Origin of the sequence: Streptomyces sp. F63 (assembly GCF_018070345.1) — a bacterium.
Taxonomy (GTDB): Bacteria; Actinomycetota; Actinomycetes; order Streptomycetales; family Streptomycetaceae; genus Streptomyces.
This window is the reverse complement of the sequence record NZ_JAGPXX010000014.1, coordinates 120,177-137,757: the sequence shown is the minus strand read 5'-3', so window position 1 is coordinate 137,757 and position 17,581 is coordinate 120,177. Positions and strand designations below refer to the sequence as shown.

The following is a 17,581-nucleotide window of genomic DNA, read 5'->3' as shown; positions in this document are numbered from 1 at the left end:
GACCGGACGGCGCTGTGACACAAATCGCTCGCCCGGCGCTGAAGGGAGTACGGACCCCGACGGGTCCTCCAGAACGACGGCCGGGGTCTCTCCTGTGGGGGGTGGCGACCCCGGTCGTCCTCTTTTGCCGGGCACCGCGGCCCCTCCCGCCGTTCCGGACAGAGGCCCGCCGGGCGGCTTCCCGGCGCTGCGCCGGCGCCCCGCTCACGCATCACCGCCCCGGAACCCCCCGCGGTCCCGGCCGGGGCGGCCCGTGCGGGCATCGGCCGGCCTCCCGGAGTTCCACGCAGTGCCGGCCCGGAAGCGGCCCGCGGTGCCGGTGGCCTCCTCGGCCCTCCCGTTGGCGTTGCCGTTTCCGCGGCGGCCGGCGTTCCCGCCGCCGTTCGCGTTGGCGCCGCCGTTCGCGTTCCCGTTTCCCCCGCCGTTCCCGTTTCCCCCGCCGTTCGCGTTCCCGCCGCCGTTCGCGTTTCCCCGTTCGGTGCCACTCGTGGTGGCTGCGCTGCCGCCGCTGTTCGCGTTGTTGCCATCGCTGTTCGCGTTGCTGTTGCCGCCGCTGTTGGCGTTGCTGTTGCCGCCGCTGTTCGCGTTGTTGCCACCGCTGTTGGCGTTGCCGTTCCCGCCGCTGTTGGCATTGCTACCACCGCTGTTCGCGTTGCCGTTCCCGCCGCTGTTGGCATTGCTGCCACCGCTGTTCGCGTTGCCGTTCCCGCCCCTGTTGCCGGCTGTCCGGCTCTCCTCGCCGTCGGCGGTGCCGGGACCGGTCAGCCAGTCGCAGTAGTCACTCACCCGGTTCTCGCCGCCCGCAGCCCCGACCAGCCGTTCGTAGGCCTCCGCGCTCAGCCGCCCGTCGGTGCTCTTGCCGCCCGCCGCGCCGTTGTTCCCGCCGTTGCCGTTGTCGTCGCCGTTGCCGTCGCCGTTGCCGGTGGCTCTGTCCTTGCCGCCGCCCTTGCCGTTGGCGCTGCCGTCACCGGTGCCGTTGACCTGGGAGTAGGTCCGGCACAGCTTCCGCAGTGCCTTGCCGTCCTCACCGGTACCGTCACCGCGGCGGTCCGCGCCGCCGGGCCAGGAGCCGTCCGTCCCGTCCGGCTCCCCTCCTCCGGGGCTCTGCGTGCCGTTCTCCCCCGGCCGGGAGTCCCGGGGCTCGTCCCCGGAGATGAACGGCACCCGCAGGACGCCGGTGCCGGCGGCCACCGCCACGCCGCCCAGCATGAGCCCGGCCAGCACCCCGCCGATCACCGCTTTCGCCGGGCGGTGGCGTGCCCAGAGGCCGGCCAGGCCCCGCTGCCGTCCCGGCCGCCAGTCGTCCTGCGGCCGCGGCTCGGTGGCGGCATGGTCCGCGAGGCGGGCGGCACGGAAGGCCGCCAGGGCCGCCTCCTCCTGCGCCCGGGCACGCTCCGGATCGGCCGCGGCGGGCCGGGCCGCCGCCGCCAGCAGGTGGTCGAGCTCGGAGCCGGCGGCGCCTTCCGCGACGCCCGAGGGCCCACGGTTCAGCAAACGCTCCGCCTTCTTCCGGTTCACGCCGCTCCCGTCGGGGTATCGGTGCCCGCTCATTCCACTTCCCCAAGCGTCCGCGAGGCGGGAGTCGTCACGGACCGGCCCGCCACCGGGGCACGGTCGGCGAGCTGCCCGGCGAGCCTCTTGAGCCCCCGGTACGAGGCGGTGCGGACCGCGCCGCTGCGTTTGCCCAGCACACGGGCGGTCGCGGGCCCGTCGAGGCCGACCACCACCCGCAGCAGCACCGCCTCGGCCTGGTCCCGCGGCAGGCCGGCGACCATCGCCAGGGCCTCCTCCGTCGAGAGGGTCTCCAGTGCCTCCCGCTCGGTGTCCTGACGGCCCGGCAGTTCCAGCACGTCCTGCTCGAGCAGCGCGGTGCGCGGACGGCTCCGCTGGCGGCGCAGATGGTCCAGGGCGCGGTGCCGGGCGATGGTGGCCGTCCAGCCGCGGAAGCCGTCGCCGTTGCCGCGGAACCGGCCGAGGTCCCGGGCGATCTCCAGCCACGCCTCGGCGGTCACGTCCTCGGCGTCGTCGCCGACCAGGCCCCGTACGTAGCCGAGCAGCCTCGGCTGAACCAGCCGGTAGAGCAGGGTGAATGCCTCCTCATCGCCGTTCTGGGCGCGTTCGACGGCTTCCCCGAGACCTCCGTCGTCACCCTGCTGCGTACGTCGGCGCTCCCCACGCTTGCCCACGCTGTCCTCTTCGTCCGCCGCTGTCACGCACCCGGGCCCCGGCCCGCCCTCTGTCCCGCAGGCCGGACTGCTCAGTCACCCGGAGATGACATCCTCACGCCCCGACGGCCTGTATGCCGAGCTTTTCCAGTACTTCGTGGAAGAGCTCCTCGACATCGGGGTCCGGTTCCGCGCTCAGAACGTCGGCCAGGCGCCGGGAGTCCACCGTACGCCCGGCCGCGGCGGCCCAGCCCGCGGCATGGACGGCGGCACCCGCCGGGGAGGGGAAGACATCGTCCAGCACGATCTCGTTCTCGCCGACGTGCCGGGCCATCGCGGCCCGGCCCAGGCAGGCCGTCCAGGAGCCGCGGACGGGGCCGGCGCCCTCCAGGACGGCGCAGTCGCCGTCCATGACGTACGCCAGCAGCGTGGGAGCCCCCGTCTCCCTCGCCAGGGCGCCGGCGACGTCGTCGAGATCGCCCAGTCCGGGCTCGCTCGGATGCTGCCACAACTGCCAGCCGTCCGCGAAGGTTCCGGCCAGTTCCAGCCGTTCCCGGCCGGGCGCGAGGGTGGAGCACTCGGCCAGTTCCCGCTCGCTCTTCCCGACGACTAAGTAACCCCAGAAACCCATCGCGCTCTCCCTCCGTGGCGGCCCGTCCACCGGCACCAGCGCAAGCCGAGTGGCAAACGTCACACGGGGGGAGGGGCCCTGTGACGTTCCGCGGTCGCGCAGCGCTGAACGGGTAGCACCACACCGGGGTTCGGGTGGGGTGCCGTGAGGAGGGAGAGACGGCGACCGGTGAGTGCACGAAGACCGCGTGCGCCCGGCCGGGCCCGCCCGGGCGGCACGCCGGCGCCGTGACGGCTTGCGGTGGCGGGGGCGCGCCCTCCGGGACCGCGCACGCCGGTCCGCCCCTCACAGGGGAGGGGGCGGACCGGCGTTCCCTTCCGCCGCACCGGCCTCACGCGTCAGCCGCCGTTGCGCTCCTGCCGCCCCGTCTTCTCCCGTTCGGCCTCCAGCCGGTCGGCGAGCTTCCGGAACTCCGTCCAGCTCGCCGACGGCTGCCGCGGGTCCCAGAGTTTCTGCGCGACCGCCCGCAGCGGCATCCGGATCCCGGTGGCCACCTGGGCCTCCGTCTGGGCATCGGCGAGATCGCACCAGACGGCGAGCCGGCCGCCGAGCACCCGGTCCGGTCCGGACAGCTCGGCCGGCACCGGCTCGGTCCCGCGCAGCACCGCGGGGGTCCAGCTTCTGTAGATGCGCTCGCCGGTGGGGTAGGTGAACTCGTTGGGCTCGCCGAGCACGTAGTACAGGTACGCGTCGTTGAGGTTGACCAGCTTGCGGCCCTCGCGCAGGTACTCCGCCGGCGGGCGGGCGCCGATCTCCTTGCCGGTCCAGTACTCGACCTCGATGTCCTCGTCGGGCCGCACCGAACCGCCGCTGAAGAAGCCGTCGTTCCACGCCTTGGGCCGCTTGCCGGCCTTCCGCACCGTCTCGGCGCGGTCGTTGAGCCAGGCCGTCGCCAGGTCCTGGACGCGTCCGGCCGAGCCGTAGTCCCGGCGGGCCTGCGCGGCGAGGCCCGGGAAGGCGGCCTCGGGGTTCTCCGCCATCAGCGCGCGGTACTCGTCGGCGCCGAGGTGGAACCAGCGGCCGGGGAAGACCCCGGAATACTCGCGCAGCAGCTCGTCGATCAGCCGGGCGGACTGCGGCTTGGTGATGTCGATGGCCCCGCGCACGGGCACGCCCCGGGCGTTGCGCAACTGGAGGGCGGGATGGGCGCGGAGGACCGCGCCGAGGTGGCCGGGTGAGTCGATCTCGGGAATGACCGTGACGTGCAGCTTTTTCGCGAGGCCGAGGATCCGCCGCAGCTGCTTCTTGGTGAGGTGCTGCTCGGAGACGATCTCGGGGTGCGAGTCGCTCTCGACGCGGAAGCCCTGGTCGTCGGAGAAGTGCAGTCCTAGCTGGTTGAGCTTGAGATCGGCGATCTCCCGGATCCGGGCCTCGATCCACTCCGGGGTGAAGTACTTGCGCGCGATGTCCAGCATCAGCCCGCGCTGGGCGCGGTCGGGGCGGTCGTCGACGACGCCCTCGGGGACGGTGCCCTCGGTGCGCAGCACCTGCAGGACGGTGCGGGTGCCGTAGAAGACGCCCGCGTCGCCGGAGCCGGTGATCCGGACGCGGCCGTCGCGGGTGGTGAGCCGGTAGGCCTCGGCGCCGCCCTTCACGCCCCGGTCGATGGCCAGTTCGAGGTCGCCGCGCCGGGCCGGACCCGCGTGGTGGGGCAGGTCCAGCTCCGCGGCGAGCGTACGGGCCTCGTCGGCCAGCGGGCCGTCCGGGTCCGCGACGACGCGGCTGCCGGAGGCGGGCCGCCACCCGGGCCCGCGGCCGCTCTCGAATTTCCGTACGGCCGGGATGGTCACGGGCGGGGACGACGGCGGATAGGACCGGGTGGCCGCCGGTGTCCGCTCCTCGCTGCCGGTCCCGTCGGCCGGGCCGTCCGAACATCCGGCCAGCAGGAGCACCGTGACCGCCGCGGCGCTCCAGACGGACGGCCGCCTGCGGACCCCGGGCACGGGAAGCGGCCGCCGGGTCACCTTCGGCGCGGAGAGCATGGGCAAGGGACAACCTCCTCGTTCACTCGCGAAGGTAAGGCCCCGCACGTGCTTTCCCGTCCCTCACACGCGCGGGGAGCCCGGACGGTCCGCACATCTCCCGGGCGGGCCTGCCGGCGGATCCGAGGAACGCACAGGTCACGCGGGGTCGGCGCGGTGCGGGTGACCGGCTCGGCGGGGCAGCCATCAACGCCCCGTCAAAAACCCTCTCCCGGTGGGTGAAATTCGCGCATCTGTGGCATGGGGGCCATCATGGCCCGCTACGGTTACCCCCTCGCCCCATCGCGCCACCCCGCGCGCCACCCGGCGCACCGGGCGGGTGTGCGCACGTGCCGTCATCTCGCACTTCACCTCCCCCGGCCCTGCCAGGGGGCTCCCAGAGGAGTCCACCGTCTCCGGCCTCGATCACTTCAACGCCCAGCCGCCCGACGCCGCGGAAGAAGCGCTGATCGCGTGCTGCGGCAGCCGCCGCTGGGCCCGCAGACTCACCGGCCACCGGCCGTACCCGGATGCCGCGGCGCTGCTGGCGGCCGCCGACGAGGCGAGCTACGACCTCACCCCGGCCGATCTCGCCGAGGCCCTGGCCCGGGAGTCCGCCCCGGGGCTGCCGGGGCTGCCGCTGCCGCGCGCCCGCTCGGGCGAGGAGCGGCAGCCCGCCCTGGCCGGCCCGCGCGACGCCTGCGGCGGGGGGCAGCCCGGTGGGGTTCCGGTCCGGCGGCCTGGCGTCCTGGCGGCGCACACCGCGCTGCGGGCCGCCCACGCCGCGTACGAGAGCCGTTTCGGCCATGCCTTTGTGATCTGCCTGGACGGGGTGGATCCGGCGGAGTCGCTCGACCACGTGCTGGCCGGCCTCCGCACCCGCCTCGGCCACGAGCCGGAGAAGGAGCGGGTCGTGGCGGCCGAGGAGCTGCGCCGGCTGAGCCGGGGCCGGCTCGCCCGGCTGATGGCCTGACCGGCGGCCCGCCGGAGCCCGCCCGGCCCGCTCCCGGGCGGCGCGGTAGCCCGTACGTGCCTGTTTGATCACACCTGAGGCCCCCCGGGGGAGTGATCAGCTCCGGCGTGGCTACGATGGCCGGGGCCGGTGGACCGTACCCGGCCGGGCCATACCGACATCCGAGCCGGCAGGCCCCAGTCCCGCTTCCGGAGGGTAAGTCCGTGCCGGCTGGAACGCTTTACCGCGGCCGGGAAGGCATGTGGAGCTGGGTGGCTCATCGAGTCACCGGCGTCCTCATCTTCTTCTTCCTGTTCGTCCATGTGCTCGACACGTCTCTCGTCCGCGTCTCCCCCGAGGCGTACGACGACGTGGTCGCGACCTACAAGACTCCCCTCGTCGCCCTGATGGAGTACGGCCTCGTGGCCGCCATCCTCTTCCACGCGCTGAACGGCCTGCGGGTCGTCGCGGTGGACTTCTGGTCCAAGGGCACCAGGTACCAGAGGCAGATGCTCTGGGCGGTCATGGCCATCTGGATCGTGCTGATGGCCGGGGCGCTGTACCCCGTCCTCGGCCACGCCGCGAGCGAAGTCTTCGGGAGCTGAGCAGCATGGCAACCACTGAGAGCTCGTCCGTCGAACTGACCGGCAGCAGCGCCGGCGTCGGCCCCGAGAACCCGGCTCCGGTCATCGAGCCGCCGCGGGCCCGCACCGGGAAGACCCCGCGGGCGTCCCGGACCAACTTCGAGATGCACGGCTGGCTGTTCATGCGGCTGTCCGGCATCGTGCTGGTCGTCCTCGTCATCGGCCACCTCGTCCTCCAGCTGGTGCTGGACGGCGGCGTGCAGAAGATCAACTTCGCGTTCGTCGCCGGCCGCTGGGCCTCGCCGTTCTGGCAGGTCTGGGATCTCACCATGCTGTGGCTGGCCATGCTGCACGGCGCCAACGGCCTGCGGACGATCATCAATGACTACGCAGAGCGGGACACCACGCGCTTCTGGCTGAAGATGCTGCTGTGGACCGCCACGGTGTTCACCGTGCTGCTGGGCACGCTGGTGATCTTCACCTTCGACCCGAACATCCGCTAGAGCCGGGGCTGACGCGACCATGAAGATCCACAAGTACGACACCGTCATCGTCGGCGCCGGCGGCGCGGGCATGCGCGCGGCCATCGAGTCGACCAAGCGCAGCCGGACCGCGGTCCTGACGAAGCTGTACCCGACCCGCTCCCACACCGGCGCCGCCCAGGGCGGCATGGCCGCCGCCCTCGCGAACGTCGAGGAGGACAACTGGGAGTGGCATACCTTCGACACGATCAAGGGCGGTGACTACCTGGTCGACCAGGACGCCGCCGAGATCCTGGCGAAGGAGGCCATCGACGCGGTCCTCGACCTGGAGAAGATGGGCCTGCCGTTCAACCGGACGCCGGGCGGCACCATCGACCAGCGCCGCTTCGGCGGCCACAGCCGCAACCACGGCGAGGCGCCGGTCCGCCGGTCCTGCTACGCCGCGGACCGCACCGGTCACATGATCCTCCAGACGCTGTACCAGAACTGCGTCAAGGAGGGCGTGGAGTTCTTCAACGAGTTCTACGTCCTGGATCTCCTCCTCACCGAGACGGACGGGGTCAAGCGGACCGCGGGCGTCGTCGCCTACGAGCTGGCCACCGGCGAGATCCACGTCTTCCGGGCGAAGGCCGTGATCTTCGCCTCCGGCGGCACCGGCAAGTTCTTCAAGGTGACCTCCAACGCGCACACCCTCACCGGTGACGGCCAGGCCGCCGCGTTCCGCCGCGGACTGCCGCTGGAGGACATGGAGTTCTTCCAGTTCCACCCGACGGGCATCTGGCGGATGGGCATCCTGCTCACCGAGGGCGCCCGCGGCGAGGGCGGCATCCTCCGCAACAAGGACGGCGAGCGCTTCATGGAGAAGTACGCGCCCGTCATGAAGGACCTGGCCTCGCGCGACGTCGTCTCCCGCTCGATCTACACCGAGATCCGCGAGGGACGCGGCTGCGGCCCCGAGGGCGACCACGTCTACCTGGACCTGACGCACCTGCCGCCGGAGCAGCTGGACGCCAAGCTGCCCGACATCACCGAGTTCGCGCGGACGTACCTCGGCATCGAGCCCTACACGGACCCGATTCCGATCCAGCCGACCGCGCACTACGCGATGGGCGGCATCCCGACCAACGTCCAGGGCGAGGTGCTGGCGGACAACACCACCGTCGTGCCGGGCCTGTACGCGGCCGGCGAGGTCGCCTGCGTCTCCGTGCACGGCGCCAACCGGCTGGGCACCAACTCGCTGCTCGACATCAACGTGTTCGGGCGCCGGGCGGGCATCGCCGCCGCCGAGTACGCCGCGGAGCACGACTTCGTCGAGCTGCCCGAGGACCCGGCCGCCCAGGTCGTGGGCCAGGTGGAGCGGATGCGGAGCGCCACCGGCACCGAGCGGGTCACCGAGATCCGCAAGGCGCTGCAGGAGACCATGGACACCAACGTCATGGTGTTCCGCACCGAGCAGACGCTGAAGACGGCGGTCGAGGAGATCGGCGCCCTGCGCGAGCGCTACCTCAACGTGTCCGTGCAGGACAAGGGCAAGCGGTTCAACACCGATCTGCTGGAGGCCCTGGAGCTGGGCAACCTGCTCGACCTGGCCGAGGTGACGGCCGTGTCCGCGCTGGCCCGCAAGGAGTCCCGCGGCGGCCACTACCGCGAGGACTTCCCCAACCGCGACGACGTCAACTTCATGCGGCACACCATGGCGTACCGCGAGGTGGGCGAGGACGGCACCGAGTCGGTCCGGCTCGACTACAAGCCGGTCGTCACGACCCGCTACCAGCCGATGGAGCGTAAGTACTGATGAGCACCGCAACGCTCGACAAGCACGAGCCCCAGGACGCGCCGGCCTCCGCCACGGCCGCGGATCTGATCACGGTCACCTTCCGGATCCGCCGGTTCAACCCGGAGGTGTCGGCCGAGGCGAACTGGGAGGACTTCCGGTTCGAGATCGACCCGAAGGAGCGGGTGCTCGACGCCCTCCACAAGATCAAGTGGGAGCTGGACGGGACGCTGACCTTCCGGCGCTCCTGCGCGCACGGCATCTGCGGCTCGGACGCGATGCGCATCAACGGCCGCAACCGGCTGGCGTGCAAGACGCTGATCAAGGACATGAACCCGGAGAAGCCGATCACGGTCGAGCCCATCAAGGGCATGACGGTCCTGAAGGACCTCGTGGTCGACATGGAGCCGTTCTTCCAGGCGTACCGCGACGTCATGCCGTTCCTCATCACCAAGGGGAACGAGCCGACGCGTGAGCGGCTGCAGAGCGCCGAGGACCGCGAGCGGTTCGACGACACCACCAAGTGCATCCTGTGCGCCGCGTGCACGTCCTCCTGCCCGGTGTTCTGGAACGACGGGCAGTACTTCGGCCCGCAGGCGATCGTGGGCGCGCACCGCTTCATCTTCGACTCGCGGGACGAGGGCGGTGAGCAGCGGCTGGAGATCCTCAACTCCAAGGAGGGCGTCTGGCGCTGCCGCACCACCTTCAACTGCACCGAGGCCTGCCCGCGCGGCATCGAGATCACGAAGGCCATCCAGGAGGTCAAGCGGGCGCTGATCACGCGCCGCTTCTGAGCCGTCGCTGATCACGCGCCGCTTCTGAGCCGTCCCGGCCGCCCGGCTCCCCGGGCGGCCCCGGCACGCGCCGGACGCCACACCGGGCCCGGTCCGTACGTGCGAGACGTACGGACCGGGCCCGGTGGCGTGCGGGGCCCGGCGCCGGGTTCAGATCCTGCTCAGATCCTGCTCAGCTCCCAGAGCCGCCAGGCCCCGCTGCCGTCCGACAGGTACTGGTAGCCGGCGATGCCGTCCGTGCTGAGCACGTAGTCCTTCCGCTCCCAGAGCGGGATCAGCGGCACGTCCTCGGCGACGATGTCCTGGATCGACGCGAAGTCGCGGGCGGCCGCGCGGCGGTCGGCGGTGCGCTGGGTGGCGCGGATGAGCCGGTCGACACGGCTGTCGCGGTAGGCGTTGTGGTAGGCGGAGCCGGAGCCGACGACCGGCGTCACGAAGGTCTCCGGGTCGGGGAAGTCGGCGAACCAGCCGATGCAGTAGGCGTCGTACTTGCCCGCGGCGAAGCCCTTCTGGAACTGGGTCCATTCGTGCCGCGTGACCTTGACGTCGAAAAGCCCGGTGTCCTCCAGTTGCTGGCGGAGCAGCTCGGCCTCGGCGTCCGTGGCGGCGCCCTGGGAGTAGGCGATGCGGAAGCTCACCGGGGTCTCGATGCCCGCGTCCTCCAGCAGCCGGCGCGCCTTGTCCGGGTCGGGCCGGGGGTCGTTCTCGAAGTACGAGGTGGTGTGGCCGTTGACCCCGGTCGGGATGAGCGAGTACAGCGGTGTGACGGTGCGGTCGTGGACATCCCGCGCCAGGGCCTGCCGGTCGATGACGGCGGCCACGGCCTGCCGTACGGCGGGTTCGCTCAGCGGGGCGTTCTCGCGGAGGTTGAACACCAGCGAGCGGGTGGCGTACGCGGTGTTCTCCTCCACGTTGACGTTGCGGGCCGTGGACTCGACCACGGAGGTCAGGGCCTTCGGCGGCAGCCCGCGCCCGACGACGTCGATCTCCCGCTTCTTCCAGGCCTTCTCGAGGTCGCCGGGGCTCTCGTAGTAGCGGATGGTGACCCGGTTGCCGAGGGCCGCGAGGGCTCCCCGGTAGCCGGTGTTGGGCACCAGGCGGGCCTCCCGGCCCTCGGAGTAGGCCTCGATGCGGTACGGGCCGGAGCCGTTGGCGTCGCCGTCCCGGCGCAGCCGGTCCTTCTCGTAGGTGGCCGGGTCGACGATGGACCCGGCGCCTGTCGCGATCTTGAACGGGAAGGTGGCGTCGGGGGTCTTGAGGAAGAAGGTGACGGTGTTGTCACGGACCTTCACGGAACCCAGGGTTTCCAGCAGCGGCATGGGGCCCTGCGGGCTCCTGATGCGGCGTATGCGGTCGAAGGAGAACTTGACCGCTTCGGCCGTCAGCTTGTTGCCGTTGGCGAACTCCAGGTCGGAGCGGAGCTCGCAGGTGTACTGCAGCAGGTCGGCGCCGGTGAACTCGCAGCTGCGGGCGGCGTCGGGGACGGGCTGCTCCTTGCCGCGCTCGAAGGTCAGCAGGGACTGGTAGAGGTTGGAGTAGACCGCCCAGGACCCGGCGTCGTAGGCGCCGGCGGGGTCGAGGGAGGAGACCGTGTCCGTGGTCCCCACGAGGATCGGTTTCCCGCCCTTCTCGTAGGCCTCCAGCACTCGGATGCCGATCACGCCCAAGGTCACCGATATCACGACGATGATCGCGACGATCCGGAACTGGAACCACTCCACGGAAGCCCTCCCACAGCACACCTGCTCCACCAGCGGAAGGGCGCAGAGCGCCCCTGCCCCCCAACCGGTGATCTGCATCACTTAAACACAGGGCGCAGTCAGCGCATAGCCGTGTGCGCCCAAGCATTTTGCGGCCGCACGGAAAGATCAAACCCGATAGTCATTTTTGATCAATTTCGATCATTGACGGTCCGATTCGATCAACGAGGGCTCCGTCAGGCGGCGGGGGAGGCCAGAGTGACCACAGTGATGTCGGATTCGGCCCCCACCCGCACCGGCGGACCCCACGCACCCGCCCCGCGCGTCACATACAACTGGGTGTCGCCGTAGCGTTCCAGCCCCGCGACCGTCGGATTGGCGAGTGCGGCCAGATACTCCCCCGGCCACAACTGACCGCCGTGGGTGTGCCCGGAGAGCTGAAGACCGACACCGTGCTCCACGGCCTCGTGGATCACCACCGGCTGGTGTGCGAGCAGCACCGAGGCCCGCGCCGGATCCCGGTCGCCGAGCGCCCGGCCGAAGTCGGGCCCCTCCCCCGCCGTGCCCTCGCGCTCCGCCGCCGGGTCGTTGACCCCCGCGAGATCGAAGCCCGGCAGTTCGACCCGGGCGTTCTCCAGCGGATGCACCCCCAGATCGCGGACGAAGTCCACCCACTGGGCCGCCCCCGAGAAGTACTCGTGGTTGCCGGTGACGAAGAACGAGCCGTCCCGGGACCGGAGACCGGCCAGCGGCTCGGCCGCCCGGCCCAGGTCGGCGACATCCCCGTCGACGAGATCCCCGACGACCGCCACCAGGTCCGGCCGCGTCCGGTTGATCGCCTCCACGATCCGCCGGGTGTGCGCACGGCCGAGGACCGGCCCGATGTGGATGTCGCTGACCACGGCTATCCGGTAACCGTGCGCGGAGCGCGGCAGCTTGGCCAGCGGGACCGTGATCCGCTTGACCGACGGGCCGTTCAGCACGTCCAGGGTGCCGTAGCCGACCGTCCCCAGCGCGGCCGCCGAGGCGGCGGCGGCCACCGTGCGGGCCACGAACAGCCTGCGGCTGGGCGCATGCGGAGCCGGCGGAGCGGGAGCGGCGGGACCCTCCGGCCCGGGCCGGCCCTCCGCCGCCGGGACGACTCCGGACCGGGCGGCCCGCGGCGCCGGGCCGGCGGGACCACCGGAACCGGCTGGGCCGACGGGCTCCGCCGCCCCGGCCCGAGCCGCGACGGAGACCGCCTCCGGAGGAGGCTCGGAAGCGGCCCCGACAGCGGCCCCGGCAGCGGCCCCGGCAGCCGGCCCGGAGGTGCCCGCGCCGGGCCGGGCCGCGTCCTCCCGGGACCGGAGCAGACGGTGGAGCAGCGGCCGCACCGCCTCGCCCACCAGCAGGGCCAGCGTCAGATAGAGCACCGCGGCCAGCCACAGATACCCCGGCCAGGCCAGCGCCTGCTCCACGGCGAAGGGCGCCCCGGCCCGGCCGCTCACCAGCGCGGCGAACGTGGTGAGAGGCAGCAGCACGGCCGCCGCCGTGCCGATCCGCCGCCCGGCACCGCCCGGCACCGTCGTATCGCGGACGATCCGCCGCCACAGGTACCAGTGCACGCCCCCGAGCAGACCGAGGATCACCAGCAGCACGAGAAGGAAGGTCACGCCCCGCCCTCCGTACGCGGTACGGCGCGCCAGGCGCGCACACCACGCAGCCCGATCAGGCCGATCGCGGTGCCCAGCAGGAAGGACGTGACGGCGAGCAGCAGGTGCACCCAGAAGTACGCGGTCGGCTCACCGGCGTCGTCGAAGGCCAGTCCGCTGCCGTTCCCCCAGAGGTTGCGGACGAAGGTGATCCAGATGAACCAGCTCCAGACACCGAAGGCCAGCAGGAACCAGGAGGTCCGGCGGCCGAGCACCACCGGACGGGACGGGGCGGGCGGGGAGTCCACGGCAGAACGCGACATGTGTTCCAGTATCACCGGCCGCCCGGCGGGCCCGCCGCCCGGGGCGGAGGGGCCGCGGGGACGCCCCCGGCCGACGGGTGTCCGGGAGGTGACGCAACTCCGCCACCGCGGTGTGCCGTTGGCAGGCGGCACAGGGTAATTTCAGGTCGTGCCTGCTTTCGTACCGGCTGTACCCGCCCGCCGCCCCGCCGCGCTCGCGCGCGGCCCCCTGCCGGCCCTCGCCGCCGCCCTGCTGCTGTTCCCGCTGTCCGCCGGGCCCGCGCTGGCGGCGGACGGGGACGGCGGGAAGGCGAAGGAACCGAAGCCACCCGCGCGGATGTCCGAGATCGGCGGCGAACGGCTCGGCCGCCCCGGCACGCAGGCGCCCGCCGGCCCCGGGGTGCCCGCGCTGCCGGAGAAACTGACCGCCCGTTCCTGGATCGTCGCCGACGCCGAGTCCGGCGATGTGCTGGCCGCGCACAACGCGCACTGGAAGCTGCCGCCCGCGAGCACCCTCAAGATGCTGTTCGCGGACACCCTGCTGCCGAAGTTCGACAAGAACGCGGAACACAAGGTGCTCCGCGCCCAGCTGGAGGGCATGGGCGCGGGCAGCAGCGCCGTCGGCGTCAAGGAGAACCTCACCTACACGGTGCGCGATCTGTGGCTCGGCGTCTTCCTGCGCTCCGGCAACGACGCGGTGCGCGTGCTGGCCCACCGGAACGGCGGCATCGAGAAGACCGTCCAGGAGATGCAGGCGCGGGCCCAGGAACTCAACGCCCTGGACACCACCGTCGTCAGCCCCGACGGCTACGACGCCCCCCGCCAGGTCAGCAGCGCCTACGACCTGACGCTCATCGCCCGCTCCGGGCTGCAGAACGCCGACTTCCGCGAGTACTGCTCCACGGTCAGCGCCGACTTCCCCGGCACGTGGGTGAAGGACAAGAAGACCAAGAAGAAGAAGCGCGAGACCTACGCGATCCAGAACACCGACCGGCTGCTCACCGGCGACTACGACCTCCCCGCGTACCAGGGCGTCGCCGGGGTCAAGAACGGCTACACCTCGAAGGCCGGCTGGACGTTCACCGGTGTCGCGCAGCGTGGGGAGCGGGTGCTGCTGGTCACCGTGATGAACCCGTCCTCCAAGGAGCACAACGCCGTCTACAAGGAGACCGCGAAGCTCTTCGACTGGGGATTCAAGGCGGCCGGGAAGGCCGAGCCGGTCGGCACGCTGGTGCCGCCCCGCGGTGCCGAGCCCACCGCCGCGGCCGGGACGGGCGAAGCGGGCGGCAGCGAGGGCGCGCGGGCCGAGGACCCCGCCCGGGCCGGGGTCGCCGCCCGGCAGACGCCCGGCGGCTCGGGCGGAGTGGGCACGGTGCTGGGGCTCATGGGCGCGCTGCTGGTGGTGCTGGCCGGGGCGGGGCTGCTGGTCCATCGCCGCTGGCCGCTGCCGGAGCAGGCGGCGCGGAGCGGCCCGGAGGGTCCGGAGGGTCCGGAGGGTCCGGAGAAGACCCCGGTCGCTCCGGAGGCCGCACGGGGGTCCCGGACGCCGTGGAAACCGGCGCGGCTGTGGAGGCTGTGGAGGCCGGAGCGGCCGGGGAAGCCCCGGGGTGCCGAGCCGTCCCGGGAGCCGGGGAAGCCGCCGGAGCCGCGGGGCTGAGCCCGGTCGCGGAGGCTGTCGCGCCGGCGGGCGTCCGCCCGTCCGCGGCGGCGGCGGGAGGGCTGTCCGCGGCGGCCGCCCCGGTGCCGTCCCGCGGTCCGGCCCCGCCCTCCGCGCGGTCCCCGGCCGTGCCGTCCCCGGCGGGGCGGGGCTGTTCCGTCGCCGTCCAGGCGGCGCAGTACAGCAGCAGCCGGGCCATCAGGCCGATCCAGAGCAGCAGAGCGACGGGCACCCCGAAGGCGCCGTACATGCTCTTGCCGGCCACGCCCTGCAGATAGCCGCTCAGCAGCAGCTTCAGCAGTTCGAAGCCGACCGCGCCGATCAGTCCGGAGAAGATCACTGCGCGGCGCTCCGGGTGCACCCGCGGCAGTCTGGTCAGCAGATACGCGAGCATCAGGAAGTCCGCGCCGATCCCGATGCCCAGCCCGGCGAGGAAGAGCAGCACGCTGCCCACGCCGCCCTCGTCGAGCCCGAGCCGGCCTGCGGCCCAGCCGACGGCGCTGCTCGCGAAGGCCGAGCCGGCCATGGCGCACAGCCCGGTCACCACCAGGCCCAGCAGGACGAGGATGTCCTTGAGCCGGAGCACCAGGGGGTTGCCCGGGTCCTCCTCCTTCCGCCAGACGGCGCGCAGGCACTCCCGCAGCGACCCGACCCAGCGGGTGCCGACCACCAGCAGCACACTGCCGGAGATCAGTCCGACGGTGCCGGCGTTCGACACCAGCCCGGGCAGGTCGAGCCGCTCGGCGGAGAGGGGGACCTGCTCGGCGAGCTGCCGCTGCAGTTCGCGCACCTGGGCCGGGCCGAGGAGCGCGGCGGTGATCGAGGCGCCCAGGCTGATCAGCGGGAAGACCGCGATGAAGCTGAAGAAGGTGATGGCCGCGGCGAGCCGGTCCCAGTGCACCTCGTCGAGCCGCTGATAGGCCCGCCCGGCGTGCGTCAGCATCAGCCGGGTGGCGGCGGGGCCCACCACGGGGAGTCTCTTCAGCCAGTCCATGACGGTCGTCTACCCCCTCCGGCCGCAGGTCGCGCACCGGAGGGGACCGGGGAAACGCAGGAGAACGGAGAGAACGGAACGGTGCGTTTCCGGAGGGAGGGGGGCGGGGCGCGGGGGCGCGGAGTGGCCCGGGGCGTCAGCGCCGGCCCGGACGCCGGGGGCCGCCCCCCGGGCCGGGGCGGCCCTCCGTGCCCTCCGGGGCGCCGGACGCGGGGCCCCCGCCCTCGGACGCAGAGCTCTCGGAGACCTCGGCCCAAGCCTCCTCAGGGACGCGGAAAGGAGGCGGCTGCCGCGCCGGCCGGGGAGGGCTGTACGGGCCGGCCGGGGGGCGCGGCGTCCTGGCCGAAGGGGTACTCGCTCAGCATCCGCCACTGCCCGTCCGCGCCCTGCTCGTAGAGGGCGAAGCCGGAGGCGAGCCAGGAGGCGGTGTAGTCCGCGAGCTCCACCAGGGCCCGGTCCATGGCCGCGTCGGCGATGCCGTGGGCGACGGTCACATGCGGGTGGTACGGGAACTGGAGTTCCCGCTCCACCGGCCCGGAGCGCACCAGTTCCTGGAGCTCCGCGCACTCCCGCATGCCCTCCGCCAGCCTGACGTAGACCACCGGTGAGACGGGCCGGAAACTGCCGGTGCCCTCCAGCCGCATCGGGAACGGACGGCCTCCGGCCGCCACCTCGGCGAGGTGGCGGCGGAAGTCCGGCAGCAGGGAGGCGTCGACCTCGGTGGGCGGCAGGAGGGTGACGTGGGTCGGGATGTGGTGCGCGGCGGTGTCCCCGAAGCCCGCGCGCCGCTCCTGGAGCTGGCTGCCGTACGGCTCCGGGACCGCGATGGAAACGCCGAGCGTTGCGGTCCCCACGTCGTTCTCCTCTGCTGGTGTCGTTGTCCCGGACGTATCGGCCCCTTTCGGGCTCGCTCAGTGCTTGGCGGGCAGGAAGCCGACGCGCTCGTAGACCTGCGCGAGCGTCTCGGCGGCCACGGCGCGGGCCTTCTCCGCACCTTTGGCCAGGATTGAGTCCAGCGTCTCCGGATCGTCCAGATATTCCCGGGTACGGTCGCGGAAGGGGGTCGCCCACTCCGTGTACACCTCGGCGAGGTCGGTCTTGAGCGCACCGTAGCCCTTGCCCTCGTACCGCCGCTCCAGTTCGGCCACGGTGGCGCCGGTGAGCGCGGCGTAGATGGTGAGCAGGTTGCTGACGCCGGGCTTGTTCTCCTCGTCGTAGCGGATCACGGTGTCGGTGTCGGTGACCGCGCTTCTGATCTTCTTCGCGGAGGTCTTGGGCTCGTCCAGCAGATTGATGATGCCCTTGGGGGTGGAGGAGGACTTGCTCATCTTGAGCGCCGGGTCCTGGAGGTCGGTGATCCGGGCCGTCTCCGGGACGATGAAGGCGTCGGGGACCTTGAACGTCTCGCCGTAGCGGCCGTTGAAGCGCTCGGCGAGGACCCGGGTCAGCTCCAGGTGCTGCCGCTGGTCGCCGCCGACGGGGACGGCGTCCGACTGGTAGAGCAGGATGTCGGCGGCCATGAGGACCGGGTAGGTGAAGAGGCCGACGGTGGTCCGGTCGGTGCCCTGCTTCAGGGACTTGTCCTTGAACTGGGTCATCCGGGAGGCCTCGCCGAAGCCCGTCAGGCAGTTCAGCACCCAGGCGAGCTGCGCATGCTCGGGGACGTGGCTCTGGACGAACACCGTGCAGCGCTCGGGGTCGAGACCTGCGGCGAGCAGTTGCGCCACCGCGACCCGGGAGTCGGCGCGCAGGGCCTGCGGGTCCTGCACGACGGTCAGCGCGTGGAGGTCCACCACCATGTAGAAGGCGTCGTGGGTGTCCTGCTGGGCCACCCACTGGCGGACCGCACCCAGGTAGTTCCCGAGGTGGAACGAGCCGGAGGTGGGCTGGATACCGGAGAGCACACGAGGTCGATCAGAGGCCATGTACCCATTGTCTCAGGTGCGCGGGGGCT

General features: G+C 72.4%; 15 protein-coding genes and 1 pseudogene. 6 read left to right on the top strand and 10 right to left on the bottom strand.

All coding sequences use genetic code 11. The features are described from left to right. Positions 1-204 precede the first annotated feature (204 nt). The 4 genes from KBZ10_RS16710 to KBZ10_RS16695 all read right to left on the bottom strand — a co-directional run bounded on the left by KBZ10_RS16710 (position 205) and on the right by KBZ10_RS16695 (position 4,778). Positions 205-1,551, bottom strand: coding sequence for a hypothetical protein (locus KBZ10_RS16710; protein WP_210988442.1), 1,347 nt, complete (start codon positions 1,549-1,551; stop codon positions 205-207). Then, positions 1,548-2,186 carry an RNA polymerase sigma factor gene (locus tag KBZ10_RS16705; RefSeq protein ID WP_210988441.1) on the bottom strand — a complete coding sequence of 213 codons (639 nt, stop codon included), beginning with the start codon at positions 2,184-2,186 and terminating at the stop codon, positions 1,548-1,550. The genes KBZ10_RS16710 and KBZ10_RS16705 overlap by 4 nt, the downstream gene beginning before the upstream one ends. A gap of 94 nt (positions 2,187-2,280) precedes the next feature. Then, positions 2,281-2,796, bottom strand: coding sequence for a hypothetical protein (locus KBZ10_RS16700; RefSeq protein WP_210988440.1), 516 nt, complete (start codon positions 2,794-2,796; stop codon positions 2,281-2,283). 338 nt (positions 2,797-3,134) lie between these two features. Continuing rightward, complete coding sequence (locus tag KBZ10_RS16695) at positions 3,135-4,778, bottom strand: glycoside hydrolase family 20 protein (RefSeq protein WP_210988466.1); 1,644 nt, start codon at positions 4,776-4,778, stop codon at positions 3,135-3,137. Positions 4,779-5,115: 337 nt separating this feature from the next. Here KBZ10_RS16695 and KBZ10_RS16690 point away from each other — a divergent pair, with 337 nt between their 5' ends. The 5 genes from KBZ10_RS16690 (at position 5,116) to KBZ10_RS16670 (ending at position 9,343) form a co-directional block, all read left to right on the top strand. Continuing rightward, complete coding sequence (locus KBZ10_RS16690; RefSeq protein WP_210988465.1) at positions 5,116-5,730, top strand: 2-oxo-4-hydroxy-4-carboxy-5-ureidoimidazoline decarboxylase; 615 nt, start codon at positions 5,116-5,118, stop codon at positions 5,728-5,730. A gap of 203 nt (positions 5,731-5,933) precedes the next feature. Then, entirely contained in the window at positions 5,934-6,314 is a 381-nt protein-coding gene (sdhC, locus tag KBZ10_RS16685) for a succinate dehydrogenase, cytochrome b556 subunit (protein ID WP_210988439.1), read from the top strand. Between the two features lie 5 nt (positions 6,315-6,319). Beyond that, positions 6,320-6,796: a succinate dehydrogenase hydrophobic membrane anchor subunit gene (locus KBZ10_RS16680; RefSeq protein ID WP_210988438.1), complete on the top strand. Its 477-nt coding sequence runs from the start codon at positions 6,320-6,322 to the stop codon at positions 6,794-6,796. A 19-nt stretch (positions 6,797-6,815) separates the two neighbouring features. Further along, a complete protein-coding gene (sdhA, locus tag KBZ10_RS16675) occupies positions 6,816-8,570 on the top strand; it encodes a succinate dehydrogenase flavoprotein subunit (RefSeq protein ID WP_210988437.1) in 1,755 nt (584 codons plus the stop codon). Beyond that, a complete protein-coding gene (locus KBZ10_RS16670; RefSeq protein WP_210988436.1) occupies positions 8,570-9,343 on the top strand; it encodes a succinate dehydrogenase iron-sulfur subunit in 774 nt (257 codons plus the stop codon). Before sdhA ends, KBZ10_RS16670 begins: the two co-directional genes overlap by 1 nt. A gap of 161 nt (positions 9,344-9,504) precedes the next feature. Here KBZ10_RS16670 and KBZ10_RS16665 read toward each other — a convergent pair whose 3' ends face one another. From KBZ10_RS16665 to KBZ10_RS16655, 3 genes are all read right to left on the bottom strand, one after another. Next, positions 9,505-11,064, bottom strand: coding sequence for an ABC transporter substrate-binding protein (locus KBZ10_RS16665; RefSeq protein ID WP_210988464.1), 1,560 nt, complete (start codon positions 11,062-11,064; stop codon positions 9,505-9,507). Between the two features lie 215 nt (positions 11,065-11,279). Continuing rightward, positions 11,280-12,695 (bottom strand): metallophosphoesterase, encoded by a 1,416-nt coding sequence (locus tag KBZ10_RS16660; protein WP_210988435.1) that lies wholly within the window; start codon positions 12,693-12,695, stop codon positions 11,280-11,282. After that, positions 12,692-12,997: an SCO4848 family membrane protein gene (locus KBZ10_RS16655; RefSeq protein ID WP_247702489.1), complete on the bottom strand. Its 306-nt coding sequence runs from the start codon at positions 12,995-12,997 to the stop codon at positions 12,692-12,694. Before KBZ10_RS16655 ends, KBZ10_RS16660 begins: the two co-directional genes overlap by 4 nt. Positions 12,998-13,205: 208 nt before the next feature. On the opposite strand from KBZ10_RS16655, the gene KBZ10_RS16650 reads away from it, so the two are divergent. Next, complete coding sequence (locus tag KBZ10_RS16650) at positions 13,206-14,633, top strand: D-alanyl-D-alanine carboxypeptidase (RefSeq protein ID WP_210988462.1); 1,428 nt, start codon at positions 13,206-13,208, stop codon at positions 14,631-14,633. A gap of 211 nt (positions 14,634-14,844) precedes the next feature. Here KBZ10_RS16650 and KBZ10_RS16645 read toward each other — a convergent pair. The 3 genes and pseudogenes from KBZ10_RS16645 to trpS form a co-directional block, all read right to left on the bottom strand. Continuing rightward, positions 14,845-15,576 (bottom strand): annotated as a pseudogene (locus KBZ10_RS16645) (YihY/virulence factor BrkB family protein); the annotation flags it as partial. 314 nt (positions 15,577-15,890) lie between these two features. Further along, positions 15,891-16,481: a 2'-5' RNA ligase family protein gene (locus KBZ10_RS16640; protein ID WP_210988434.1), complete on the bottom strand. Its 591-nt coding sequence runs from the start codon at positions 16,479-16,481 to the stop codon at positions 15,891-15,893. Positions 16,482-16,538: 57 nt separating this feature from the next. Further along, the gene (gene trpS, locus KBZ10_RS16635; protein ID WP_210988433.1) at positions 16,539-17,552 is read right to left on the bottom strand and encodes a tryptophan--tRNA ligase; all 1,014 of its coding nucleotides are present in this window, start codon (positions 17,550-17,552) and stop codon (positions 16,539-16,541) included. Positions 17,553-17,581 lie beyond the last annotated feature (29 nt).

Bases quoted from the DNA above. Each gene is read 5' to 3' on its own strand.
- trpS (WP_210988433.1), bottom strand. From the start codon at position 17,552: ATGGCCTCTGATCGACCTCGTGTGCTCTCCGGTATCCAGCCCACCTCC.
- KBZ10_RS16700 (WP_210988440.1), bottom strand. From the start codon at position 2,796: ATGGGTTTCTGGGGTTACTTAGTCGTCGGGAAGAGCGAGCGGGAACTG.
- KBZ10_RS16670 (WP_210988436.1), top strand. From the start codon at position 8,570: ATGAGCACCGCAACGCTCGACAAGCACGAGCCCCAGGACGCGCCGGCC.
- KBZ10_RS16680 (WP_210988438.1), top strand. From the start codon at position 6,320: ATGGCAACCACTGAGAGCTCGTCCGTCGAACTGACCGGCAGCAGCGCC.
- sdhA (WP_210988437.1), top strand. From the start codon at position 6,816: ATGAAGATCCACAAGTACGACACCGTCATCGTCGGCGCCGGCGGCGCG.
- KBZ10_RS16710 (WP_210988442.1), bottom strand. From the start codon at position 1,551: ATGAGCGGGCACCGATACCCCGACGGGAGCGGCGTGAACCGGAAGAAG.
- KBZ10_RS16655 (WP_247702489.1), bottom strand. From the start codon at position 12,997: ATGTCGCGTTCTGCCGTGGACTCCCCGCCCGCCCCGTCCCGTCCGGTG.
- KBZ10_RS16695 (WP_210988466.1), bottom strand. From the start codon at position 4,778: ATGCTCTCCGCGCCGAAGGTGACCCGGCGGCCGCTTCCCGTGCCCGGG.